The sequence below is a fragment of the Tardiphaga sp. vice304 genome, from assembly GCF_007018905.1.
GTDB lineage: Bacteria > Pseudomonadota > Alphaproteobacteria > Rhizobiales > Xanthobacteraceae > Tardiphaga.
Genome location: NZ_CP041402.1, coordinates 2,409,511 through 2,434,282, shown reverse-complemented (window position 1 = coordinate 2,434,282; position 24,772 = coordinate 2,409,511). Strand labels below are relative to the sequence as shown.

The 24,772-nt window shown below is 62.7% G+C and carries 18 protein-coding genes and 1 riboswitch; of the genes, 9 read left to right on the top strand and 9 right to left on the bottom strand.

Features of this window, described 5'->3' with window-relative positions; translation table 11 throughout:
• Nucleotides 1-4: 4 nt before the first annotated feature.
• Together FNL56_RS11480 and FNL56_RS11475 are read left to right on the top strand one after the other, a co-directional pair.
• Nucleotides 5-319, top strand: coding sequence for a BrnA antitoxin family protein (locus FNL56_RS11480; protein WP_168202906.1), 315 nt, complete (start codon nt 5-7; stop codon nt 317-319).
• Nucleotides 320-351: 32 nt separating this feature from the next.
• Nucleotides 352-636 carry a helix-turn-helix domain-containing protein gene (locus tag FNL56_RS11475; protein ID WP_143572830.1) on the top strand — a complete coding sequence of 95 codons (285 nt, stop codon included), beginning with the start codon at nt 352-354 and terminating at the stop codon, nt 634-636.
• A gap of 289 nt (nt 637-925) precedes the next feature.
• On the opposite strand, the gene FNL56_RS11470 is transcribed toward FNL56_RS11475, so the two are convergent.
• From FNL56_RS11470 to FNL56_RS11455, 4 genes are all read right to left on the bottom strand, one after another.
• The gene (locus FNL56_RS11470) at nt 926-1,597 is read right to left on the bottom strand and encodes an HNH endonuclease (protein WP_143572829.1); all 672 of its coding nucleotides are present in this window, start codon (nt 1,595-1,597) and stop codon (nt 926-928) included.
• Between the two features lie 41 nt (nt 1,598-1,638).
• On the bottom strand, nt 1,639-2,463 hold the full coding sequence (locus FNL56_RS11465) for an IS5 family transposase (protein WP_143577461.1): 825 nt from the start codon (nt 2,461-2,463) through the stop codon (nt 1,639-1,641).
• A 119-nt stretch (nt 2,464-2,582) separates the two neighbouring features.
• Nucleotides 2,583-5,264, bottom strand: coding sequence for a DEAD/DEAH box helicase family protein (locus FNL56_RS11460; protein WP_143581996.1), 2,682 nt, complete (start codon nt 5,262-5,264; stop codon nt 2,583-2,585).
• On the bottom strand, nt 5,264-6,139 hold the full coding sequence (locus FNL56_RS11455; RefSeq protein WP_246660935.1) for a hypothetical protein: 876 nt from the start codon (nt 6,137-6,139) through the stop codon (nt 5,264-5,266). Before FNL56_RS11455 ends, FNL56_RS11460 begins: the two co-directional genes overlap by 1 nt.
• 36 nt (nt 6,140-6,175) lie before the next feature.
• On the opposite strand from FNL56_RS11455, the gene FNL56_RS11450 reads away from it, so the two are divergent.
• A protein-coding gene (locus FNL56_RS11450; RefSeq protein WP_441351235.1) for an IS3 family transposase occupies nt 6,176-7,371 on the top strand; the annotation gives its coding sequence in 2 pieces (ribosomal slippage) (nt 6,176-6,437 and nt 6,437-7,371; 1,197 coding nt in all).
• Here the strand turns inward: FNL56_RS11450 and FNL56_RS11445 are convergent.
• From FNL56_RS11445 to FNL56_RS11435, 3 genes are all read right to left on the bottom strand, one after another.
• Nucleotides 7,344-7,724, bottom strand: a complete 381-nt coding sequence (locus FNL56_RS11445) for a hypothetical protein (RefSeq protein WP_246661644.1) — start codon at nt 7,722-7,724, stop codon at nt 7,344-7,346. The genes FNL56_RS11450 and FNL56_RS11445 overlap by 28 nt on opposite strands.
• Before the next feature lie 192 nt (nt 7,725-7,916).
• Nucleotides 7,917-8,738, bottom strand: a complete 822-nt coding sequence (locus FNL56_RS11440) for an isocitrate lyase/PEP mutase family protein (RefSeq protein WP_143572825.1) — start codon at nt 8,736-8,738, stop codon at nt 7,917-7,919.
• Nucleotides 8,739-8,920: 182 nt separating this feature from the next.
• Nucleotides 8,921-10,135: a TrmJ/YjtD family RNA methyltransferase gene (locus FNL56_RS11435; RefSeq protein WP_143572824.1), complete on the bottom strand. Its 1,215-nt coding sequence runs from the start codon at nt 10,133-10,135 to the stop codon at nt 8,921-8,923.
• 263 nt (nt 10,136-10,398) lie between these two features.
• On the opposite strand from FNL56_RS11435, the gene FNL56_RS11430 reads away from it, so the two are divergent.
• From FNL56_RS11430 to FNL56_RS11420, 3 genes are all read left to right on the top strand, one after another.
• Nucleotides 10,399-12,129: an alpha/beta fold hydrolase gene (locus tag FNL56_RS11430; protein ID WP_143572823.1), complete on the top strand. Its 1,731-nt coding sequence runs from the start codon at nt 10,399-10,401 to the stop codon at nt 12,127-12,129.
• Between the two features lie 115 nt (nt 12,130-12,244).
• Nucleotides 12,245-13,465, top strand: coding sequence for an NADP-dependent isocitrate dehydrogenase (locus tag FNL56_RS11425; protein ID WP_143572822.1), 1,221 nt, complete (start codon nt 12,245-12,247; stop codon nt 13,463-13,465).
• A 201-nt stretch (nt 13,466-13,666) separates the two neighbouring features.
• Nucleotides 13,667-15,736, top strand: coding sequence for a prolyl oligopeptidase family serine peptidase (locus FNL56_RS11420; protein ID WP_143572821.1), 2,070 nt, complete (start codon nt 13,667-13,669; stop codon nt 15,734-15,736).
• Between the two features lie 2 nt (nt 15,737-15,738).
• On the opposite strand, the gene FNL56_RS11415 is transcribed toward FNL56_RS11420, so the two are convergent.
• Together FNL56_RS11415 and alaS are read right to left on the bottom strand one after the other, a co-directional pair.
• Nucleotides 15,739-16,971, bottom strand: coding sequence for a cyclic nucleotide-gated ion channel (locus FNL56_RS11415; RefSeq protein ID WP_143572820.1), 1,233 nt, complete (start codon nt 16,969-16,971; stop codon nt 15,739-15,741).
• Between the two features lie 4 nt (nt 16,972-16,975).
• On the bottom strand, nt 16,976-19,654 hold the full coding sequence (gene alaS / locus FNL56_RS11410; protein ID WP_143572819.1) for an alanine--tRNA ligase: 2,679 nt from the start codon (nt 19,652-19,654) through the stop codon (nt 16,976-16,978).
• 214 nt (nt 19,655-19,868) lie between these two features.
• Nucleotides 19,869-19,968: riboswitch (glycine riboswitch) on the top strand.
• A gap of 135 nt (nt 19,969-20,103) precedes the next feature.
• Here alaS and gcvT point away from each other — a divergent pair.
• From gcvT to gcvP, 3 genes are all read left to right on the top strand, one after another.
• Entirely contained in the window at nt 20,104-21,246 is a 1,143-nt protein-coding gene (gcvT, locus tag FNL56_RS11405; protein ID WP_143572818.1) for a glycine cleavage system aminomethyltransferase GcvT, read from the top strand.
• A gap of 9 nt (nt 21,247-21,255) precedes the next feature.
• Nucleotides 21,256-21,621 carry a glycine cleavage system protein GcvH gene (gene gcvH / locus FNL56_RS11400; protein ID WP_143572817.1) on the top strand — a complete coding sequence of 122 codons (366 nt, stop codon included), beginning with the start codon at nt 21,256-21,258 and terminating at the stop codon, nt 21,619-21,621.
• Between the two features lie 135 nt (nt 21,622-21,756).
• Entirely contained in the window at nt 21,757-24,618 is a 2,862-nt protein-coding gene (gene gcvP, locus FNL56_RS11395; RefSeq protein ID WP_143572816.1) for an aminomethyl-transferring glycine dehydrogenase, read from the top strand.
• Nucleotides 24,619-24,772: the final 154 nt, after the last annotated feature.

The following is a 24,772-nucleotide window of genomic DNA, read 5'->3' as shown; positions in this document are numbered from 1 at the left end:
CATAATGGTAGACGGTAAGCCCTACGGCAGGAAAACCGACGGCAGCCTCGTGCCGCTGACGGGCAAGACCGACTGGACGCGCCTCGACCGGATGACGCCCGTGGAGGTCGAAGCGATCGCCGCTGCCGACAGGGACGGCGCGCCGATGAGCGACGAGGACTGGGCCAAGGCCGAGATCGTCCATCCGCACAAGGTCGCGGTCGGCCTCAAGCTCGATCATGATCTGCTCGGCTGGTTCAAATCCCAGGGCAAAGGCTACCAGACCCGCATCAACACCATCCTGCGGCATTACTACGAAACCCATCGCAAGGCGGGTTAGGCCGCGGCGCGCGATAATGCGAGGAATCGACGATGACCGAGCAGCGTTTCGACAGCGTCTGGGACGCCCTTGAAAACTCGCCGGCGGAGGCCGCCAACATGAAGGCGCGCGCCGGCCTGATGATCGCCATCCGAGACGCGATGGACGGCTGGCAACTGTCGCAAGCCGAAGCAGCCTCGCGGCTCGGCGTGACGCAACCGCGCATCAACGATTTGCTGCGCGGACGGATCGACAAGTTCAGCCTGGACGCGCTGATGATCCTGGCGACGCAAGCGGGGCTGACGGTGGAGTGGCGGGTGGGCAAGCCGGCGGCGTGAGGAGCTCGACCGCGACGCCGCGATGCGCGCGGCGCTGAAGGAGCTGCGCCGCGGAGCGTCAGGCTCGACCGCATCCCCTACGCCGCGATGGCGCTGCTGGAAGACGCGCATACGTCGCCGGAATTGGACAATCCGGCGTTCAGGGCGCGGGCGCCGAGAGGCGGCGCTAGTGCGCAGAATTGTCAGAACCAGTTTTGGCTGGCGACGCAAGTACCCGACTTTACCGATCGACTATTAATCCTCGCAGTTCAGGCGGCAGCATCCTGAACGTCCAGTTTTGAAAGAACTATTAGATACGGTTGCTCTTGCAGAGGTTGCAGCTCTCGCAGAGCAATTGCAGATTTCTGATCGAATTTGACCCCCCTCGCGAAAACGGCACGATGTGGTCGAAACACAAGCGCTCCCGTGTAGTACACTCAACGCAACGCCCACCATCCCGCTGCCAGACTTCGCGCTGAACTATTCGCGGTATTGCTTCTCGGCGTGGCTTTATAGGTCCGGCTTTTGGCATCGATGCTGGATCGATGAGTTGAGACCCACTATCAGCACTCGATTCATCAGCCTCCAGCGGATTCAACGTCCCCTTCGTATCACCGTGCGATTTGACCTCGGGTCGCGGGGCATTGGTGAGCATCGCTCGAATATATTGCGCTACATCATCTAGCTCTGCTGCATTACGGATTATCATTTTGAGGGCTGGCTCACCACGCCTCAAGCCGACCACCGGGTAAGTCCCGCTATGTCGACCTGCCTCGCCTGGGTATTCGAGAGCAATTTCCGGTACAGTCTGATCTCCACCGGGATAAGGCAGCCAAACAAAGGCGGCGTATTCGCGGTTCGGCTGGTCCATCTGCAGGACTACCCCAACATCACTGGAAAGACTCCACGATTTGACCTTGACGTTCTCGCGTGACGGGGACCCAAACTCTTTTGTAAATCGTTCAACGACCGCAGATTTCATGTGATCTCTAAGAGTCTGACTCATAATGAATTCGTTTGATTTCAGGCTTTTGCAAGCCGTCTTATAAGGACGCGAATGTGAGCGACGAACGCCCAGGCAACGGCGCTGGCGATTGTGGTCTCGAAGTCCTTTGCCAATCTGCGGCAGCGACCGAGCCATCCGAACGTTCGTTCGACGACCCATCGGCGCGGTAGGATTTCGAAGCCCTGCTCCCTGTCGGATCGTTTTATGATTTCTATCGTCCAATTGCCGATGCGCTTCAAAGCTTGACGCAGCTTATCTCCGGCATAGCCACCATCGGCAAAAATATGGCGCAGCCACGGATAGCGATAACGTATCGAAGCAAGAACGCACGGGGCACCATCACGGTCCTGAATGCTGGCTTCGTGCACGACCAGCCCGACCAAGTTTCCTTGCGTGTCGGTGACGATGTGGCGCTTGCGGCCCTTGATTTTCTTACCTGCATCATAGCCCCGGGGGCCGCCGCTTTCCGTGGTTTTCACCGACTGGCTGTCAATCACTCCGGCCGTTGGGCTCGCCTCTCGGCCAGCCGCCTCGCGCGAGGCCATCACGAGCGTGTAGTTCAGCGACGCAAACAGTCCGCCGCGCGACCACGCGTAGAAATAGCCCTGCACCGTCGAGTAGGGCGGGAAATCCTTGGGCAACTGCCGCCATTGGCAGCCGGTCGACGCAATATACAGGATCGCATCCATCACCGTTCGCATATCTGTCGCACGCGGGCGACCGAGCGCCGAAGCAGGCGGCAGAAGCGGCTCCATCACAAACCACTCGGCATCCGTCGTATCGCTTTCATATCGCAAGCTCGCCCGCCTATAGTGTCGGCGGGTGATTTCAGTCCAGACCATCGTGCTCTCCCTCGAATCTTCGCAAATCCGAAGGAATCACAACTGGCTGAAATCACTCAGCTTCTTTTTCAGTCAGCCTCTAATGTTGCATTTATAGAAATGCTGCTAGAATGTGCATCTTACAGCTTGTATTCTCGAAAGCCCTCGCTCAGGCCCTTGAAGGATTTGGGACTGTATTTCTCGAAGCTTTCTTGATCAACGTAGACAAAGTCATACGCGACATCGGACTGCACCCTGTTGATGTCCTCGCACCATTGCCGCAGCCGCGCCATTTTCAGCGGCACATCGAGGTCTTCCTGACCCTTTGTCTCGACAATGAACGTGCGATTTGGCCCAAGCTTGACTAGAAAATCGGGATAGTAGTTCGAGATATTGCCATCCGCGTTGACGTAATCCAGTTTGAAATTCACGGCAAAATAGTTCTTCGCATAGGACACGACATCGACGCAGCCATCGAGAAAACCAGCGAAGACGAGTTCCAGATGACTATCTCCCACAATCCGGTTAAAGACGCTCTTCTTTGGGACGACATACCCCTGATCTTTCGTCACGAACGGCCGCGTTTGACGGAGCTTGATCGTGTCTCGGATCTCTGCATCGCCCTTGTCTTTCACGGTCAACGCATTGATGGCCTTTTTGAAGCCCTCGAGCAGCGCTTTAGTTGCAGCCAGCTCCGACAAATTCCGCAACGTGTTTGGGCTCTCAAGATCGACCTCCCGGCCGAACAACTCCGATTGCACAAACGCTTTAACCTTGCCGTAAAGCACGTCATAGCCGCTGACTAAGCGAAGATCTTTCATGATCGTCTGGGCAAAATATCCCAGTACGCTCCGAAAATCGGCAACTCCAGCAGTATCAAGGATGGTTGTATGGGTCACGGCGCCCGTGGTGATATCCTTGAAGACGATTTCGCGCTGTTCCTCCTCGCTGAATTTAAGATAGGCGGCGATCTGATGCCCGAATGAGGTCACATCGAGATCGCCGAGCGATTTGTATTCGCGATAGATGCGCGGCGTCATCACCGGGATTTCGATGTCGAGTGCGTCGATGTCCTTCTTTTCGTTTTCGTTATCGATCTCGATCACCAGCGGCGTCTTCGGCTTGGTGCCATCGCCCATCGCCTTGCGTTCCAGCTCGACACCCTCGGCCTGGATGGATTCAACAAACTCCATAAAGGCATCAGTACCAACGACGCTGACATATTCCTCAATTCCACCAGGATACATTTTGCGAAGGCCACGACCGAGCGTCTGCTCCGGCAAGATATTACTCTTGGAAGAATAAGCGCGCAAACCGACGATGGTCGTCACGTTGCGGACGTCCCAACCTTCTTTCAGCATCAGTACCGATACGATGGCCTTGTACGGACTTGCCGGATCATCGATCTCGTTGGCCTGCTTGCGGAGCAATTCGAGTTCTTCGTTAGCCTTGCCGGAGGCGGCTTCCGAAATATCACCATTAGATTTTGTGTGGATGACCAGCACAGCGCCTTTCAGATCGGGATAAACACCTTCAAGATAGGCAGCCACGTCATCACAGTTTCGAGTGTCATCCGTCATGACGAATAGGATGGCCTTCTTACCAAGCTTCCGGTGCTCGGCGTCGGCCTTCCGCCATTCGATCACGCCCAAGTCGATATAATCTGCATATTTCTCAGTGTACTTAGCACTTTGCCGCTCCGATAGCTTCGCTCGGCTTGGGGCATCGGGGAGCACCGGATGCTTGACGACATTTTGCGAGATCGCTTCGACTAGCGGGTAGTCGGCAATCGTTTGAACGAAGATTGCGCCGTTGTTGTGCTTTGGCGTCGCCGTCACGTCGATCTGCAATGAAAGAGCCGAGCCCTTCTGCAGAAGCCGGTTATGAATATCCTCGATCGACTTGAACCAGGCCAGCCGCGAGTCATGGATATGATGGGCCTCGTCGTTCAGCACCATCAGTTCGTCGATATCCCGGACGATCATTCCGAGATCAACCTTGGAGTCGGTTGTTGCTCCGGTCGGCCGCTTGCCGAGGAAGTAGTCCATCGTGTCGTCGTCATCAGGCGATGGTGGGATGTCCTCCCCGGCATAAACGCGGTGGATGTTGGTCAGGAAGATGTTGCCGGTCGGCTGCGCGATCCGCACCTCGTCCTGCACATGCAACGTCAGTTGGAAATCATCCCGCCAGTTACGCCCGTCAAAACCATTGTCAGGAATTACAGGATCGTTAAAGAACAAGTGCAGACCCTGAAAATCCTTGTAGATGCGATCCAGAGCGATGATGTTGGGCGCGATCACCAGAAAATTGCGGGCAAGCGCCGAACCCGGCTCATAGAGCTTGTGATAAAAGCTCCAGGCGAGGGCGAGGCTCAGAACCTTGGTCTTGCCTGCACCGGTCGCCATTTTGACGACGAACCGCCGCCATGTCTCATCGAACATACTGGCGGAAACGGCGCCGCTGCTGTCGAACCGCATCAGGTCGAATTTGTCTTTCACGCCGACCACATCGGTCAGATAGATAATCGTCTCCAGCGCCTCGCGCTGGGAAAAGAAATACTGAAACTCCGCCATCGTGCCGTCGGCCTGCGGGATCAGATGCGGAGTTTTGAACCACCAGTTCAACAGGCTACGGCTGGTGTCGGACGCGCCTACATATCCGCCGTCGCGAAACTCCTTCACTTTCTGGCGCAAAACCGCCACGAGGGGCGGCATCAGCTTGTCCATGCTAGTCGCGCGAAGCGCCTCGTCGGCTGGAAACCAACGTATCGCAGGATCGAGGATCGCGTGCGGTAAATTTGGAAAGTCCGGGTGCAACGCCATTACTTTTTCTTTCCCACCGTCACTTCGGCGATCGTCATGGTATCGTTGCCAAAGATATCCACCACCTTCACGGCAATCTTTCGCCTCCCGGGCGGGCATTCGTGGGCCACGCTGGTCAGTTCAAGCTTACGGTTCTTTTTCGTACGAAACGACTGCCATTCATTTTCAAAGATGTAGTCGCCCGTCCAAGTTTCCTCCCATTCACCTGTGTCAGGGTGTTGGAGGCGGATGATTTCGCGCTTGTTCTCGAAATCGAAATCGACTGACCAATAGTCAATCCAGTCAGTCCAGTTTTGAGTAAGCGTCGCGCGGCTGACGATGCCGTTTTCGTCCTTGCTGACTTTGACGATCTGCCCCTTCTCGACGACGATCTTGGTTCCCTTATCTTTCAGGCCCGCCTCGGCATTGGCAATCGAATCTTGGGAATAGAATACGGAAAAGTCGGTCAATTCGACCGCGACACTGCCCCCTTTGACGTGTGGTTTGATCTCGATGAATGAGACATCATGGAATACAACTTGGTGCTTCTCAACTGCGCGCTTGTCGAACACATCGGCAGGAATATATTTTGGGGCGATGTCAATACCTTTCGCCCGCGCGTCGTCGAGAACGTTGGGGAACAGACCCATCTCAAACTCGAAACCGAGAATATCGACTTTGGTAATATGCTTCTTGCGGCATTCGAGAATGATCTCTTCCACGAACAGCCGCGAAACCGGCATGTTGACCGGGCCAACCGCAACCAGACGTCCCGCGCGCTTGCCGCTAAAACTGATGAAGCCATCGGTCCGCTCGGCGCGATAGGCCCGCAGAATGAGATCGAGGAACGCGCCCTCCTTTTCCTCAAGTGACCTGCGCCCCTGAACTTCCGCCAAAAATGGGTAGAATCCGTCACCTGAAGGAAGACGGAGATGAAGCAGTCGAGGTTCACGGAAGAGCGGATCATCGCGATCCTGCGGGAGCACGAGGCAGGCTCAAAGACCGGGGACGTTTGTCGCAAGCACGGGATCAGCAGCGCGACGTTCTACAAATGGAAGGCGAAGTATGGTGGGCTCGATGTGTCGGAGGCCCGCCGCCTGAAGGTTCTGACCGACGAGAATGCCAAGCTAAAAAAGCTGCTGGCCGAAGCGATGCTCGACAACGCCATGTTGAAGGATCTCAATTCAAAAAAATGATGACGCCCGTCGCGAAGCGACAAGCTGTGGCTCACCTTTGTTCAAGTTTTGAGGTCAGCCAGCGGCGGGCGTGTGCGGTCATCGGAGCGGATCGAACCTCGGTACGCTATCGCAGCGTGCGGCCCGACGATGTTGTCATTCGCGCGAGGTTGCGCGAACTGGCCAATATCAGACGGCGGTTTGGCTACCGTCGCCTGCTCCTACTGTTGCGCATCGATGGCGTTTCGATCAATCACAAGAAGCTGCGGCGTCTGTACGCCGAGGAGCGGCTTCAGGTTCGACGGCGTGGTGGTCGCAAGAAAGCGCTGGGAACAAGGGCTCCGATGACGTTGCCCCAAGGTCCCAACCATCGCTGGTCGCTCGACTTTGTCAGCGACACGCTGACCGACAGCCGGCGCTTCCGCATGCTGGCCGTGGTGGACGACTTCACCCGCGAGTGCATCGCATTGGTTGCCGATACGTCGCTCTCGGGCACAAGGGTCGGCCGAGAGCTCGATGCGGTGATCGCCCGGCGTGGTCCCCCGCTAACGATCGTCAGCGATAACGGTACCGAATTTACCAGCATGGCCATCTTGCGATGGTCACAGCAGACCAGGATCGAATGGCACTACATCGCACCAGGCAAGCCGCAGCAGAACGCATTCGTAGAAAGCTTCAATGGGCGCCTGCGCGACGAACTCCTGAACGAGACGTTGTTCTCGTCCCTCAACCATGCCCGCGAAGTCCTTGCTGAATGGCAGGACGACTACAACACCGTCCGCCCTCACAGCGCGATCGGCAATCTTCCACCGGCTACCTATGCCAAGCTCCACGCGTCCGACATGCAACGGGACGGACCGCATGAGCTGATTTGGGGCTCCGCGCCCCGTCCCGTTGCATCACCGAGCCACACAGGCTCAAATGATCAAAGGATTCTTCCCATCGCTGGATGAAGCTTGGGGCTCAGGTCAAATGGCCCATTTTTTAAAGATGATAGAATGAGCTTATTATCGCCCCAGATGAGTTTGTTTGACCAGCCCTTGAGCTGCCGGCCCCTACTGTCAGTCGAAAATAGATCCTTCTGTGAAGCAGTGTCTTCCGGCTTTTCGGCGCGCGGCTCGTCGACCTGTTCGATGGTCTGGAATGGCAAAACGACATTGCAAACCTCGTTGGTCTTGCCGTTCCAGACCAGTTCGATCTCGCGTTTATCCTCGAACAGTAGGAAGCGATACTTGTCCGGCAGCGGCTTGTCGGCCTCGACAAATCGGATGATGCCCTGCTGTTCCTGTTCAGTCAGCCGCGCCATGCCCGCCTCATCCCTTGTTTTCAACTAACGTTCAAACGCCGATTCCGCTTACCCGTTCATGCAGCAAGCGGGCGATGCCGGCAAGGCCAGCTCAATTTTTGCCGCGCCGTCATTTGCTTTTCCTGAGAAGTTCATTTTTTCAATGTTCTAAGTTCACTCGCGCAGGGGTGCTCGCGCCCCGGAACGACAGTTCTATGGCTTTGCAAACAACCCATTCAACTCCGCGCCCTTCGCCGCCCCCGCGAACGCCGTGAACGTGCCCTGCTCCGCGATCTCCGTCGCCGCCCCCATGAACCCCGCCCAGGCCACGCGCGCGAGCGCGCCGCCGACGCTGATGCGGCGGACGCCGAGGTCGGCCAGCGCCTGCACCGTCATGGTCGGCTGCACGATCAGCAAATTGACCGGCTTGGGATGCACGGACTTCACCAATGCGGCGATGTCCGCGGGCGTGCTGATGCCCGGCGCATAGAGGCAGTCGGCGCCCGCTTCGGCGAAGGCGGTGAGCCGCGCGATGGTTCTGGCGAGGTCGCGCTCGCCGGTGAGAAAACCTTCGCAGCGCGCCACCAGCATCACGGCGGGATCGACGCCGTCGATCGCCGTGCGCGCGGCACGGATGCGCTCGACCGCGAGGCGGTCGTCATAGAGCGGCTGGTCATTGCGGCCGGTGGAATTCTCGATCGAGAGGCCGGCCACGCCGGTGCCGACGGCGCGAGCGACGTTATCAGCAACGCCGTCGGGATCATCGGCGAAGCCGGCCTCGAAATCGGCGTTGAGCGGCAGGTCGGTCGCCGCATTCAGCATGGTGAGGTGATCGATCACGTCGTCTGACGTGACATGGTTGTCGGCGCGGCCGGTCGACCAGGCATAGCCGGACGAGGTCGAGGCCAGCGCCTTGAAGCCGGCGCGGGCAAGATAGCGCGCGGAGCCCACGTCCCAGGGATTGGGGAGGACGAAGCAGCCCTGTTCATGCAGCTTGCGAAACGCGGCGCGTTTCTCGGCGGTGCCGATCGCCATCGTCGCCTCCCTGTTGGGCCCAGTACCGGTCGCGGCCGGGCGACGTCATCGTAGCCCGGATGGAGCGCAGCGTAATCCGGGAATGTCGGGTGCGTGGAAGCGCCGGTCCCGGATTTCGCGGAGCTTATCATCGGGCGCGCTACGCGCGACCCGTTGGCTTCATCCGGGCTACGGCTGAGAGATCATGCCTCCCCCGGCATGCTCCCCGCCAGCGCCGTCTCCAGCCGCGCCAGCACGGCGTCGAGATCGCCGGTCACCTCGGACGTAGACATCGCCACCACGGTGTAGCCGCGCTCCTGCAGCCACGCGGTGCGCGCGGCGCGGTCGGTGACGATCATTTCGGTCTCGTCGGCATTGACCAGCTCGATCGCGGTGCGTTGCGGGAAGGAGACGAAATCCGGGATGTGGCGGCCGACCGGGGTCTGGCGCTTGAACTGGCCGGCAAAGCGGCGGTCGGTGCGCAGCGCTTCCCACAGCAGGCGCTCGGCGTCGGTCGGGTTACGGCGCAGGAGGCGCGCGAGGCCGCGCACGGTGCCGCTCTCGTGCGGGGATGCGCCCTGGCCGTGTTCGGCCAGCAGCGCGCGCAAGCGCGTGGCCTGTTCGCCGTCGAGCACGCCGCCCTTGGCCGGGCCCTTGCGGCCCTCGGCGATCGCCATCACCACGCCGTGCAGCGTGTGCATGTCCTGCTTGGTCGGGTCCATCCGCGAAAAGATGTTGCGCAGATTGACCAGCATGGTCTCGCGCTTCTCCACCGGGCGCAGGAATTCGACCTTGTCGAGCTCGCGCACCAGATTGTCGAAGAACGCCTGCATCTGGTGCTGCGAGGCGGGCTCGGAGCGCTCCGGCATCGCATAGGGCAGCGCGCTTGCCGTGGCGTGCTTGAAGCATTCGTAACCGCACAACAGCACGGCCTGCGCCAGGTTGAGCGAGGCGAAGCCCGGATTGACCGGGAAGGTGATGATGCGGTTGGCCAGCGCCACCTCTTCGTTGAGCAGGCCGTAGCGCTCGCGGCCGAACATTATGCCGGCGGTGGCGCCGGTCGCGACATGGGCGATCGCCTCGCGCGCGGCGGCTTCCGGGGCGACCACGGGCTTGGCCTGGTCGTGGGCGCGCGCGGTGGTCGCGAACAGCAGCGTGCAGTCGGCGACCGCTTCCTCCACGGTGTCGAACAGCTCCACCTTGTCGAGGATGTGGTCGGCGCCGGAGGCGGCGCGGCGCGCCTGCACGTTCGGCCAGCCGTCGCGCGGCTTGACCAGGCGCAGCCGCGTCAGGCCGAAATTGCCCATCGCGCGCGCCGCCATGCCGATGTTCTCGCCGAGCTGCGGCTCGACCAGCACCACCACGGGGCCGGCGATCTCGATCATCGCTTTGCTCTGGTCGGTGCCTGAACCGGACATTTACTTCACCTTCTGATTCAACGTCGCAAGAAGCGGCCGGGCGCCTGACATCAGGCTGGTGCGCCCGCTCGCGCTGCTGCTGTTCCTCCATCCCGGCCGTTTTATCAAGCCGAATGATGGGCTTGGCCGCTTTTCCCGAGATCCTTAAGAAAGTGTTTCACAAGTTCCATGAGCCTGTTTTCTTTCATAAAACTTTCGCCTATTAGTCGAAAACGCAAATGAAACGAACCTGCGGCGTGGACCGCGGGGTGGGGGAGGATGAGATGCGCGCACATTGGACGTTGGCCATTTTCGGGGCCATCTTGATGCTGGCAGGCTCGCTGCTGGCGCATTTCACGCAGACGACGGGCGGCATCACGGTCAAGGACATCCGCTTCACGGGCGCCCGCGGCCAGACCATGAGCGCCCTGCTCTACACCCCGCCCGGCGCCACCGCGAAGACCCCGGCCCCCGGCATTCTCGCCGTGCACGGCTACATCAATTCGCGCGAGACCCAGGACGGCTTCGCCATCGAATTCGCCCGCCGCGGCTATGTCGTGCTGGCGCTCGACCAGACCGGCCATGGCTATAGCGACGGCCCGGCCTTCTCCAGCGGCTTCGGCGGGCCGGACGGCCTCGCCTATCTGCGCAGCCTCGACATCGTCGACAAGGCCAATATCGGGCTTGAGGGCCATTCGATGGGCGGCTGGACCATCCTGTCCGCGGCCACCGCGATGCCGAACGACTACAAGGCGATGGTGCTGGAAGGCTCGTCGACCGGCAAGCCGTTCGCCGCCGACGGCACGCCGGTCTGGCCGCGCAACCTCGCTTTGGTGTTCGCCAAATATGAGGAATTCTCCACGCTGATGTGGGGCGTGCCAAAGGCGCGCGACGTCGTCACCAGCCCGAAATTGTGGGCGCTGTTCGGCACGACCGCGGCCGTCGAGCCCGGCCGCGTGTACGGCGATATCGGCCAGGGCACCGCGCGGGTGCTCCATACGCCGGCGATCACGCATCCCGCCGAGCACATCTCGCATGAGGCGATCGGGCATGCGCTCGACTGGTTCGGCAAGACGCTGACCGGCGGCACGCCGCTCCCGGCGACCGACCAGATCTGGTTCCGCAAGGAGATCGGCACCGGCCTCGCGTTGCTCGGCTTCATCGCCTTCCTGCTCGGCATCTTCAATGGCCTTTTGAAAGCCCCGATGTTTTCGCGGCTGATGCTGCCGGTCCCGGTCGACGGCACCCAGCCCGCCGAGACCCCGGTCGACCGCGGCCGCTGGCTCGGCGCGCTCGCGCTGTCGGCGCTGCTGCCGGCGCTGACCTATTACCCGGCATTCGCGCTGGCATCGACCTATGTGAAGCCGCAGGCCTGGCTGCCGCAGGGCATCACCAACCAGATCGTGGTCTGGGCGCTGATCAACGCCGCCATCGCTTTGGCCTTGATGCCGTTCGCGCCGAAGCGCGCCAGCCGGCGCGGCATCGTCGGCCTCTCGGTCGGTATTGCGCTGGTCACCGTGGCCTGCGGCTATCTGGCGCTGTGGCTGGCCGATCTCGTGTTCAAGGTCGATTTCCGGTTCTGGATCCTGGCCCTGAAGCTGCTGAGCGGCAAGCAGGCGCTGATGGCGCTGATCTATCTGGCGCCGCTCACCGTCTTCTTCGTGGTGGCGTTGCACGTCCTGCACCGCAATTTCTCGACCCTGTCGGCGCGCCCGGGTGCGGTCTATCTGACCAATATCGTGGCGCTGGCCGGCGGCTTCGTGGTGCTGCTCGGCGTGCAATATGGCGCGCTGTGGCTGAACGGGCAGCTGATCGATCCGGCGCCCCTGGTGCTGACCTCGATGCCGCTGAACACCATCGTGGCGATCCAGTTCCTGCCGCTCTTGGCGATCGTGGCGGTGATTGCCACCTTCACCTGGCGCCGCACCGGCTCCAGCCTGCCCGGCGCGCTGATCTGCGCCTTGCTGGTGGACTGGTACGCGGTGGCGGGCACGGCGACGCAGGCCGCGTTCTGAGCCAAAATTTGGGCGGAAATGGCATGGCCCGTCGGCTTCCGCCGACGGCCGGCCGGTGCTATAGCCCCCCTCACCATCCCCTGCCCACCGCAACGCGATAAAGGCCCGATCATCCATGGCAAAAATCAAGGTCGCCAATCCCGTCGTCGAACTCGACGGCGATGAAATGACACGCATCATATGGCAGTACATCAAGGACAAGCTGATCCATCCTTTCCTTGATATCGACCTGCAATATTACGACCTTGGCATGGAATACCGCGACAAGACCGACGACCAGGTCACCGTGGACGCGGCCAATGCGATCAAGAAGGTCGGCGTCGGCGTCAAATGCGCCACCATCACGCCGGACGAAGCGCGCGTGAAGGAATTCGGCCTCAAGCAGATGTGGAAGTCGCCGAACGGCACCATCCGCAACATCCTCGGCGGCGTGATCTTCCGTGAGCCGATCATCTGCAAGAACGTGCCGCGCCTGGTTCCCGGCTGGACCAAGCCGATCATCATCGGCCGCCACGCCTTCGGCGACCAGTACCGCGCGACTGATTTCAAGTTCCCCGGCAAGGGCACGCTGACGATGAAGTTCGTCGGCGAAGACGGCCAGGTCATCGAGCGCGAAGTGTTCCAGTCGCCCGGCGCCGGCGTGGCGCTGGCGATGTACAACCTCGACGATTCGATCCGCGACTTCGCCCGCGCCTCGCTGAACTACGGCCTGTCCCGCGGCGTGCCGGTGTATCTGTCGACCAAGAACACCATCCTCAAGGTCTATGACGGCCGCTTCAAGGACATCTTCGAGGAGATCTTCGAGGCCGAGTTCAAGACCAAGTTCGAAGCCGCCAAGATCACCTACGAGCATCGCCTGATCGACGACATGGTCGCCGCGGCGATGAAGTGGTCCGGTGGCTACGTCTGGGCCTGCAAGAACTATGACGGCGACGTGCAGTCCGACACAGTTGCGCAGGGCTACGGCTCGCTCGGCCTGATGACCTCGGTGCTGCTGACGCCGGATGGCTCGGTGGTCGAAGCCGAAGCCGCCCACGGCACCGTGACCCGCCACTACCGCGAGCACCAGAAGGGTAAGGAGACCTCGACCAACTCGATCGCGTCGATCTTCGCCTGGACGCAAGGGTTGGCCCACCGCGCCAAGCTGGACAACAACGCCGAACTGGCGAAGTTCTCCAAGACTCTGGAAAAGGTCTGCGTCGACACCGTCGAGGCCGGCTACATGACCAAGGACCTGGCACTGCTGGTCGGCGCCGACCAGCGCTGGCTGTCCACCACAGGCTTCCTCGACAAGGTCGCGGAAAACCTGACCAAGGCGATGGCGCCCGCCGCGTAAGCGACACGCCACGCTGACCAAAACCAGTCCGGGCTGCCGCAAGGTGCCCGGACTTTTTGTTAGAAAGGCACTGCATCTAACGCCGTCATTGCGAGGAGCCCTTGCGACGAAGCAATCCAGTTCTTGCAGAGTTTGCGGCCTCTGGATTGCCGCGTCGCTTCGCTCCTCGCAATGACGACCTCTGGCAGTTGGATATTCCCCATGACCGCACCCAACAATCCATCCGATGGCAGCCACGATCCCCTGCTCTGGCTCGAGGAGATCGAGGGCGAGCGCGCGGTGGCGTGGGTCGAGGCGCAGAATGCGCGTACCGATGCGGCGCTGTGCGACGACGCCTATCGCGCCGACTACGACGCGGTGCTGAAGATCCTCAATGCCGACGACCGCATTCCCTTCGTCGGCAAGTCCGGCGAGCATCTGTACAATTTCTGGAAGGACGCGGCGCATCCGCGCGGGCTGTGGCGGCGCACGACGCTCGCGTCCTACAAGACGGACACGCCGGACTGGGACGTGTTGCTCGACATCGACGCGCTCAACGCCGCCGAAGGCATCTCCTGGGCCTTCGCTGGCGCGGCGCGCTCGCCGGATCACAGCCGCGCGCTGATCAGCCTGTCGTTCAACGGCACCGATGCCATCGAACTGCGCGAATTCGACATCGCGACCAAGAGCTTCGTGACCGACGGCTTCTTTCTGCCGAAAGCGAAGACCCGCGCCGGCTGGCTCGACCAGGATACGCTGCTGATCGGCAGCGCGCTGGACGCTGCCGACACCACCGTGGCCGGCTATGCCCGCGTGATCCGCAAGTGGCCGCGCGGCACGCCGCCCTCCGCCGCGGAAACCATGTTCAAGGCCGAGACGCAGGACGTCGCGGCGTGGTTCGGCATCAACCGCCGGCCGACACATCAGCGCGTGATGTACTGGCGCGCGCTGGATTTTACCCGCTCGCACATCTTCGTCGAACAGGCGCAGGGGGAGCACGCCGGCAAGCGGCTGCGGCTCGCTCTGCCCGATGAAGTCTCGATCTCTTGCGACGCCGACGACCTCTTCGTCAGCCCGAAGCAGGACTGGACCGTCGACGACGTCACCATCCCGAGCGGTGCGCTGGCGGCGATCAATCTCGACCGCTTCATCGATGGCGGACGGGACTTCGAGATCATCTTCAAGCCCACGCCGACCCGCGCGCTGCAGTCCTGGCTGGAGACGCGGCATGGCGTGGTGCTGGAAATTCTCGACAACGTCCGCGGCCGCATCACGCTGGCGCGGCGCGACGGCGAGGGCTGGAGCGAGACCGCGATCCCCGGCCTGCCCGACAACGCCTCGATCTCAGCCGCGGCGTTCGGCGGCGAGGACGACCCGCAGCTCGGCGAGGACGTGATGCTGACCATCACCGGCTTCGACCGGCCGACCACCACGGCCCTGTGGCACGGCGCCGGTCCGCTGGAAGAGCTGAAGCATTCGCCGCGCTCATTCGCGCCTGATGGCATCGAGGTGAAGCAGTGCCATGCGGTGGCCGCCGACGGCACGCACATTCCGTATTTCCTGATCGGCAAGCATCTTGATGATACCAGCAAGCCGCGGCCGACCATCCTGTACGGCTATGGCGGCTTCGAAGTATCCTTGACGCCGTCTTACATGGGCATCACCGGCAAGCTCTGGCTGGAGCAAGGCCATCTCTATGCGCTCGCCAACATCCGCGGCGGCGGCGAGTTCGGCCCGGCGTGGCATCTGGCCTCGCGCAAGATCACCAAGCACGTCGCGCATGATGACTTCGCCGCGGTGGCACGCGATCTCGCAGCCTCCGGCGTGACGTCGGCGCACAAGCTCGCCTGCCACGGCGGCAGCAATGGCGGGCTGCTGGTCGGCAACATGCTGACGCGCTATCCGGACCTGTTCGGCGCGGTCTGGTGCAGCGTGCCGCTGCTCGACATGGCGCGCTATACCAAGCTATTGGCCGGGCAAAGCTGGATCGCGGAATATGGCGATCCGGAAATCACCGAGGAGTGGGATTTCATCCAAAAATTCTCGCCGTATCACCTGATCGAGACCGGCAAAACCTATCCGCCGATCTTCATCACCACCAACCGCACCGACGACCGCGTGCATCCCGGCCACGCCCGCAAGATGGCGGCCAAGCTGGAAGAACTCGGCTATCCTGTGTGTTTTAACGAGACGGTGGCCGGCGGACATTCCGGCGCGGTCGACAACAGCAAGCAGGCGCAGAGCCAGGCGCTGGGCTTTGCGTTTCTGCGCAAGACGATCGGGACGACCTGAACTCAGTCGCTCGACGTCGGGCCTGGTGAAGCCAGCGCGATTTCCTCGGCCGCGATGTCGCCCTTCGGGCCGTCCGGCGTATCGGCCAGCCGTGCCTTGGCGGTTTTCTCGATATGCGCGGCCAGCGCAGGCACGCGCGCGATCAGCGCATGGAAGTCTTTCGCGTCGAGCGCCAGCAGCCGGGTCTTGCGGGTTGCCGTCACGGTGCCGCTGCGATCGGCCCGGCGCAGCAGCGCGATCTCGCCGAAAAACGTGCCCTCCGCCAGCCGCACCCGCTGCGTCGGCATTTCGATCTCGACTTCGCCTGCGGTGATGAAATACATCGACGACGCCGGCTCGCCGCGGCGCACCAGGATCTCGCTGCTCTCGATGGTCTGGGCGCGCAACAGCCGCATGATGTCGGCGATTTCTTCGGCGCCGAGTTGCGAAAACAGCGGCACCCGCGCCAGCATGCTCCAGGTCACGACAAAATCGCGACGATGCACTTCGTCGGCGAAGGCGCGTGCGACGATCGCCACCGGCAGCGCAATCATGATCAGGCCGCCGACGATCGCAAACACCGACACCAGCCGGCCCATCGCCGTGACCGGTACCACGTCGCCATAACCCACGGTGCCCAGCGTCACGATCGCCCACCACATGGCGGCGGGGACGTTGCCGAACTTGTCGGGCTGCACATCGTGCTCGATGCCGTAGAGCAACGATGCGAACAACAGAACCGCACCGACCAGGATGACCAGGCAACCGAAAAGCGCGCGGCGCTCGGATTGCAGCGCCGCCAGCAGCGAGCGCATCGCCGGCGAATAGCGGACCAGTTTGAGAAACGGCAGCATGCCGCATACCACCATGGTGGCGCGGTCGCCCATGAACATCGCCATCCACGATGGCAGGAAAGCAAGCACATCGATCACGCCGAGACTGCTGAATACGTAGTTGAGTTGCAGCCGCCTGGCGCTGATGCCGCGCTGCGGCGCATCCGCCGCCACCGCCCATAGTCGCGCCAGATATTCCAGCGTGAACAACGTCAGCGCTGCACGGTCGATCAGCGTCAGCACCAGGTCAAAGCGGGCATCGATTTCCGGCACGGAAATCAGGATCATCGCCAGCACGTCGACGATGATGATCGCGACGATCAGGCGGGCAACGCGACTGCCCGCGGAATGCGGCAGGTGGTCGTGCTCCAGCAACTGACAGAGCCGATCGCGAAATCCAGTCGCGTTCGGCTGGGTGCTCATGGCGTTACGCCGCAGCCATCGCTGCTTCGATCGCGGCCAGTGCCGCGTCGGCCTTGGCGCCGTCGGGGCCGCCGGCCTGCGCCATGTCGGGCTTGCCGCCGCCGCCCTTGCCGCCGAGCACGTCGGAGGCCTTGCGCACCAGCTCGACCGCCGAAAAGCGCGCCACCAGATCCGGCGTCACGCCGACCACGACGCTGGCCTTGCCGTCTTCGCTGGTCGCAATCAGCGCCACCACGCCGGAGCCGAGCTCCTTCTTGCCCTGATCGACCAGGCTCTTGAGATCCTTGATCTCGACGCCTTCGACTAAACGAGCCATCAGCTTCACGCCGGCGACGTCGCGCACGCCGACAGGACCTGCCGCCGCGGCGCCTGCAGCAGCACCGCCACCCATCGCCAGACGCTTGCGCGCTTCCGACAGATCGCGCTCCAGCTTCTTGCGCTCTTCCACCAGCGCTGCGATGCGGACCGGCAGGTCTTCCAGCGTGGTGCGGAGTTCGCCCGCGGCACTCTTGGCCAGTTGCATCGTCTCGTTGGCGTGACGGCGTGCATGGTTGCCGGTCAGCGCCTCGATGCGGCGTACGCCGGAGGATACCGCGCTCTCGCCCGTGACCGAGATCAGGCCGATGTCGCCGGTGCGACGCACATGGGTGCCGCCGCACAATTCGACCGACCAGCCGAGCGCATTGCTGCCGCTCTCGCGCGCCGTCTTGCCCATCGACACGACACGAACCTCGTCTCCGTACTTCTCGCCGAACAGCGCGCGCGCGCCGGCGTCGCGGGCGTCGTCGACGCCCATCAAGCGCGTCGTGACTTCGTCATTTTCCAAAACGATGTCGTTGGCGATGTCCTCGACGCGGCGCAGTTCGTCGGCCGTGATCGGCTTCTGGTGCACGAAGTCGAAGCGCAGGCGATCGGGCGCGACCAGCGAGCCGCGCTGCGCGATGTGATCGCCGAGCACCTGGCGCAAAGCTTCGTGGAGCAAATGGGTCGCGGAGTGATGCGCGCGGATCGACGAGCGTCGGCTGTGATCAACATTAAGTGCCAGCGGCGCGCCGAGCTTCAGCGTGCCCTGCTCCACGGTGCCGAGATGCACGAACAGGTCGCCGGCGCGCTTCTGGGTGTCGGTCACCTTGAACACGACGCCGTCGCCGGCGATCACGCCGAGGTCGCCGACCTGACCGCCGGACTCCGCATAGAACGGCGTCTGGTTGAAGACGATGGCGCCGGTCTCGCCGGTCTTCAGTTCGTTGACTTCCGCGCCGTCCTTGACCAGCGCGCCGACCACACCTTCGGCAGTCTCGGTCTCGTAGCCCAGAAATTCCGTGGGGCCGAGCTTCTCGCGCAGACCGAACCAGATCGTCTCGGTCGCCGTCTCGCCGGAGGAGAAGCGCGAGGCGCGCGCCTTGGCCTTCTGTTGCTCCATCGCATCGGTGAACGACGCGATGTCGACCGAGATGCCGCGGTTGCGCAGCGCGTCCTGCGTCAGGTCGAGCGGGAAGCCGTAGGTGTCGTACAGCGTGAACGCGGTCTCGCCGTCGAACATGTCGCCCTTCTTCAGGGTGGCGCTCTTCTCATCGAGGATGCCGATGCCGCGGTCCAGCGTCTTGCGGAAGCGGGTCTCTTCGAGACGCAGCGTTTCCTCGATGGTTTTTTCGGCGCGCACCAGTTCGGGATAGGCCTGGCCCATCTCACGCACCAAGGCCCACACCAGCCGCCACATCAGGGGCTCCCTGGCGCCGAGCAGCTGGCCGTGGCGCATCGCGCGGCGCATGATCCGGCGCAGCACGTAGCCGCGGCCTTCATTGGACGGCAGCACGCCGTCGGCGATCAGGAACGACGACGCGCGCAGATGGTCGGCGATCACGCGCAGCGAGGCCTTCATCGGTCCCTGCGGATCCGCGCCGGTGAGATCGGCGATGGCGCGGATCAAAGCGACGAACAGGTCGATATCGTAATTGTCGTGCTTGCCCTGCAGCACCGCCGCGATGCGCTCCAGCCCCATGCCGGTGTCGATCGACGGCTTCGGCAGCGACAGGCGATTGCCGGGCGCGAGCTGGTCGAACTGCATGAAGACGAGATTCCAGATCTCGATGAAACGGTCGCCGTCTTCATCAAGCGAGCCGGGAGGGCCGCCGGGAATCTTGTCGCCGTGGTCGAAGAAGATTTCCGAACACGGGCCGCACGGGCCGGTGTCGCCCATCTGCCAGAAATTGTCCGAGGTCGGAATCCGGATGATTTTCGAATCCGGCAGGCCGATCTTCTTCCAGAGATCATAGGCCTCGTCGTCCTCGGAATAGACCGTGACCAGCAGGCGGTCCTTGGCCAGACCATATTCCTTGGTGATCAAATTCCAGGCGAGCTCGATCGCGCGCTCTTTGAAATAGTCGCCGAACGAAAAGTTGCCGAGCATCTCGAAGAAGGTGTGGTGCCGCGCGGTGTAGCCGACATTGTCGAGGTCGTTGTGCTTGCCGCCGGCGCGGACGCATTTCTGCGAGGTCGTGGCGCGCTGATAGGGCCGCTTCTCGACGCCGGTAAAGACGTTCTTGAACTGCACCATGCCGGCATTGGTGAACATCAGCGTCGGGTCGTTGCGCGGCACCAAGGGCGATGACGGCACGATGTCGTGGCCGTTATCGGCGAAGTAGTTCAGAAAGGCCGACCTGATCTCGTTGACGCCGCTCATATCAATCCCAATCGCACTCAAATCGCCCAAACCGCCGGCCTGGACGCCATTTCCCAGCGGAACGCTTTTAGACAAGGGGGCTGGCGCTGTCCAGAAACTGTGCAGCTATTCATCTAGGCAGATCAGGAGCTTGCCGCAGCAGCACAGAGCCGTGGACGGCGCCCCTGGCCGCGTTGACAGAAGCGGGGGCGGCGTGGTTTTGTCCGCTCCGTCAAAACGTCGCGTCGGGAGAGATCGGCCCATTTTCGGATGAGGCCGGCGCCGAAGGAGCAACCGCCCCGGAAACTCTCAGGCAAACGGACCGCGCGACGGGATTACATCTGGAAAGAGCCGCGCCGGACCCGTAAGGGCCGGGGCGACCGCCGACGGGATAATACTCTCAGGCACAGCGACAGATGGGGCTTTGGGTTTTTCGGGATGGTCCCGGGAAACCGCGAGGGCCCGTCCGCATGCTCGACCCCACCCCTGCCAAACTGTTACAGACGCCGCTGCACGCGCTGCACCTCGCCCGCGGCGGCAAGATGGTGCCGTTCGCCGGCTACGACATGCCCGTGCAGTACCCGACCGGCGTGCTCAAGGAACACCTGCAGACCCGCGCCGGCGCCGGCCTGTTCGACGTCTCGCATATGGGCCAGATGACGCTGCGGGCGAAGTCCGGCAAGGTCGAGGACGCCGCTTTGGCGCTCGAAAGACTGGTGCCGCAGGACATCCTGGCGCTGCCGCCGGGCCGCCAGCGCTACGCCCAGTTCACCAACGACGCCGGCGGCATTCTCGACGATTTAATGGTGGCGAATTTCGGCGACCATTTGTTCCTGGTAGTCAACGCCGCCTGCAAGGCCGAGGACGAGGCCCATCTGCGCGCGCACCTCTCCGACACCTGCCTCATCGAGACCCTGCCCGACCGCGCGCTGATCGCGCTGCAGGGCCCGAAGGCGGCCGAGATCCTAGCTCGCTTCTGCCCGCAGGCGCCGGACATGCGCTTCATGGACGCCGGTCCGCACGACGTGCACGGCATCGGCTGCTTCATGTCGCGCTCCGGCTATACCGGCGAGGACGGCTACGAGATTTCCGTGCCAGCCGACCAAGCCGAAAAGCTGGCCACCGCATTGCTCGACGTCGGCGTCTGGCCGATCGGGCTTGGCGCCCGCGACAGCCTGCGGCTCGAGGCTGGACTTTGTCTGTACGGACATGACATCGACACCACGACCACGCCGGTCGAGGCCGGGCTGAACTGGTCGATCCAGAAGAGCCGCCGCGACGGCGGCACCCGCGCCGGCGGCTTCCTTGGCGCCGACACGATTCTCTCCCAGTTCGCCGACGGCGCGCCGCGCCAGCGGATCGGGCTGCAACCGGAAGGCCGCGCGCCGGTCCGCGAAGGCGTGGCGCTGTTCGCCGATGATACCTCCGCCGAATCGATCGGCCGCGTCACCTCCGGCGGCTTCGGCCCCAGCGCTGGCGCACCGATTGCAATGGGCTATCTGCCGACGGCGCAGGCCGCCGCGGGCACCATTGTCTATGCCGAATTGCGTGGCCAGCGCGTGCCGATGCGCGTCGCCGCGATGCCCTTTGTCCCCCACAGCTACAAGCGTTGAGGAATTGAGATGACCACCCTGTACACCGAAGACCACGAGTGGCTGCAGATCGACGGCGACGTCGTCACCGTGGGGATCACCGACTACGCGCAGTCGCAGCTCGGCGACGTCGTGTTCGTCGAACTGCCGAAGGTCGGCCGCCAGTTGAAGAAGGCCGAAGCCGCCGCCGTCGTCGAATCGGTGAAGGCCGCCTCCGACGTCTACGCGCCCATCACCGGCGAAGTGCTGGAAGTGAACGCCGCGCTCACCGAAGAGCCGGCGCTGGTCAATTCCGATGCGGATAGCAAAGCGTGGTTCTTCAAGATCAAGCTCGCCGACAAGAGCGAGCTCGACGGGTTGATGGATGCCGAGGCCTACAAGGCCCACACCGCGTGATGCGTAGGGTGGACAAAGCCGTCCTGCGCGCAGCGCAAGACGGCGTGCCCACCATGTCGAGGGGCGGTGGGCACCGCGCAAGAGCGCCTTTGCCCACCCTACGAACACCATGAACAGTCGTTCGAGGAACAGCAGATGAACAAAAAACCTGCCGCTGACGTCGCTACCGATTTCGTCCGCCGCCACATCGGCCCCTCGCCATCCGATATCGCAGCGATGCTGGAAACCGTCGGCGCGTCCTCGCTGTCGGCGCTGATGGGCGAGACGCTGCCGGCCTCGATCCGGCAGAAGGCGCCGCTCGACCTCGGCCGCGCGATGAGCGAGACCGAAGCGTTGGCGCACATGACAGAGCTCGCGTCGCAGAACCGGGTGTTCACCTCGCTGATCGGCCAGGGCTATTCCGGCACCATCCTGCCGGCGGTGATCCAGCGCAACATCCTGGAGAACCCGGCCTGGTACACCGCCTATACGCCGTACCAGCCCGAGATCAGCCAGGGCCGACTGGAGGCTTTGTTCAACTTCCAGACCATGATCTGCGACCTCACCGGCCTCGACGTCGCCAACGCATCCTTGCTCGATGAAGCCACTGCAGCGGCGGAAGCGATGGCGCTTGCCGAGCGCGCTTCTTCTGCAAAGACCAAAACTTTCTTCGTCGATCATGAAGTGCATCCGCAGACCCTGGCCGTGTTGCGCACCCGCGCCGAGCCGCTCGGCTGGACGCTGGTTGTCGGCGATCCGCTCAACGAGCTCGCCGGCGCCGAAATGTTCGGTGCCCTGCTGCAATATCCCGGCACCACCGGCGTGGTGCGCGACCTGCGTCCCGTCGTCGCCGCGCTGAAAGCCAAGGGCGCGCTGGCGATCGTCGCCGCCGACCTGCTGGCGCTGACGCTGCTGGCCTCGCCCGGCGAACTCGGCGCCGACATCGCGATCGGCTCGGCGCAGCGCTTCGGCGTGCCGATGGGCTACGGCGGTCCGCATGCCGCCTATATGGCCGTGCGCGACGCACTGAAGCGCTCGCTGCCCGGCCGCCTCGTCGGCCTATCCGTCGACTCCCGCGGCGAGCCGGCCTATCGCCTGGCACTACAGACGCGCGAGCAACACATCCGCCGCGAGAAGGCGACGTCGAACATCTGCACGGCGCAAGTGCTGCTGGCAGTGATCGCGGCGATGTATGCGGTGTATCACGGCCCCGAAGGCCTGACGCATATCGCACGCGCCACGCATCGCCGCACGAAAGTGCTGGCAGCCGGGCTGAAGAAGCTCGGCTTCGTGCCGACCACTGAAAGCTACTTCGACACGTTGACGATCCCGGTCGGCGACCGGCAGGACGGCATCGTCGCCCGCGCGCTGGCCGAGAAGATCAATCTGCGGATCGCCGACGGCGTGCTCGGCATCGCGCTCGACGAGACCACGACGGATGCCACGGTGGAAGCACTGTGGCGCGCCTTCGGCGGCAAACTGGCTTTTGCCGACATCGCCCACGGCGTCAGCGACGACCTGCCCGCGGCGCTACAGCGCAAGACCGCGTTCCTCACCCACCCGGTGTTCCACGCCTATCGGTCCGAAACCGAGCTGCTGCGCTATATGCGCAAGCTCAGCGATCGCGATCTGGCACTCGACCGCGCGATGATTCCGCTGGGCTCCTGCACCATGAAGCTCAACGCCACTACCGAGATGATCCCGCTGACCTGGCCGGGCTTCGGTAGCCTGCACCCCTTCGTGCCGCTCGACCAGGCGGTCGGCTATCACGTCATGTTCGACACGTTGCAGAAATGGCTGTGCGACATCACCGGCTATGACGCCGTGTCGCTGCAGCCGAATTCCGGCGCGCAGGGCGAATATGCCGGGTTGCTGGCAATCCGCGGCTATCACGCTGCGCGCGGCGATTCGCATCGCACGATCTGCCTGATCCCCTCCTCCGCTCATGGCACCAATCCGGCCTCGGCCAGCATGGTCGGCATGGATGTCGTCGTCGTCGCCTGCGATATCAGAGGCGATGTGGATGTGAACGATTTGCGCGCCAAGGCGGAGAAGCATTCGGCGAACCTCGCCGCGGTGATGATCACCTATCCTTCGACGCACGGCGTGTTCGAGGAGCACATCCGCGAGATCTGCGACATCGTCCATCACCATGGCGGCCAGGTCTATCTCGACGGCGCCAATATGAACGCGCAGGTCGGCCTGTCACGCCCCGGCGATTACGGCGCCGACGTCAGCCACCTCAACCTGCACAAGACGTTCTGCATCCCGCATGGCGGCGGCGGACCGGGCATGGGCCCGATCGGCGTCAAGGCGCATCTCGCGACCTTCCTGCCCGGCCATCCCGCCGCCGAGGGCCACGCGGCGGTCGGCCCGGTGTCGGCCGCGCCCTATGGTTCGGCGTCGATCCTGACGATCTCCTACATCTATATCCTGATGATGTCAGGCGACGGCCTGACAACGGCGACCGAGATCGCGATCCTGAACGCGAACTACATCGCGAAGCGCCTCGATCCGCATTTCCCGGTGCTCTACAAAAACGCCAAAGGCCGCGTCGCGCATGAATGCATCATCGATCCGCGGGCGCTGAAAACCTCCGCCGGCGTGACCGTCGACGACATCGCCAAGCGGCTGATCGACTATGGCTTCCACGCGCCGACGATGAGTTTTCCGGTGGTCGGCACGCTGATGATCGAGCCGACGGAATCGGAATCGAAAAGCGAGATCGATCGCTTCTGCGATGCGATGATCGCGATCCGGCAGGAGATCGGCGAGATCGAAAGCGGCCGCTGGAAGGTCGAGGCGTCGCCGCTGCGCCATGCGCCGCATACGGTTCACGACATTGCCGACGACGACTGGCAACGTGCCTATACGCGCGCGGAAGGCTGTTTTCCGGAGGGGTCTTCACGCACTGATAAATACTGGTGCCCGGTCGGTCGCGTCGATAACGTCTATGGCGACCGCAACCTGGTGTGCTCGTGCCCGCCGATGGAAGACTACGCGCAGGCGGCGGAATAGATCAGGCGTCGGCCTCTCCGCTGTCGTCCCCGCGAAAGCGGGGACCCATAGCCTCCGTCGAAAAAGAAAGTACGCTTTGGCATCACAGCGTTCTTGTCACATCTACAGCGGTTATGGGTCCCTGCTTTCGCAGGGACGACGTGGAGAGCTCACG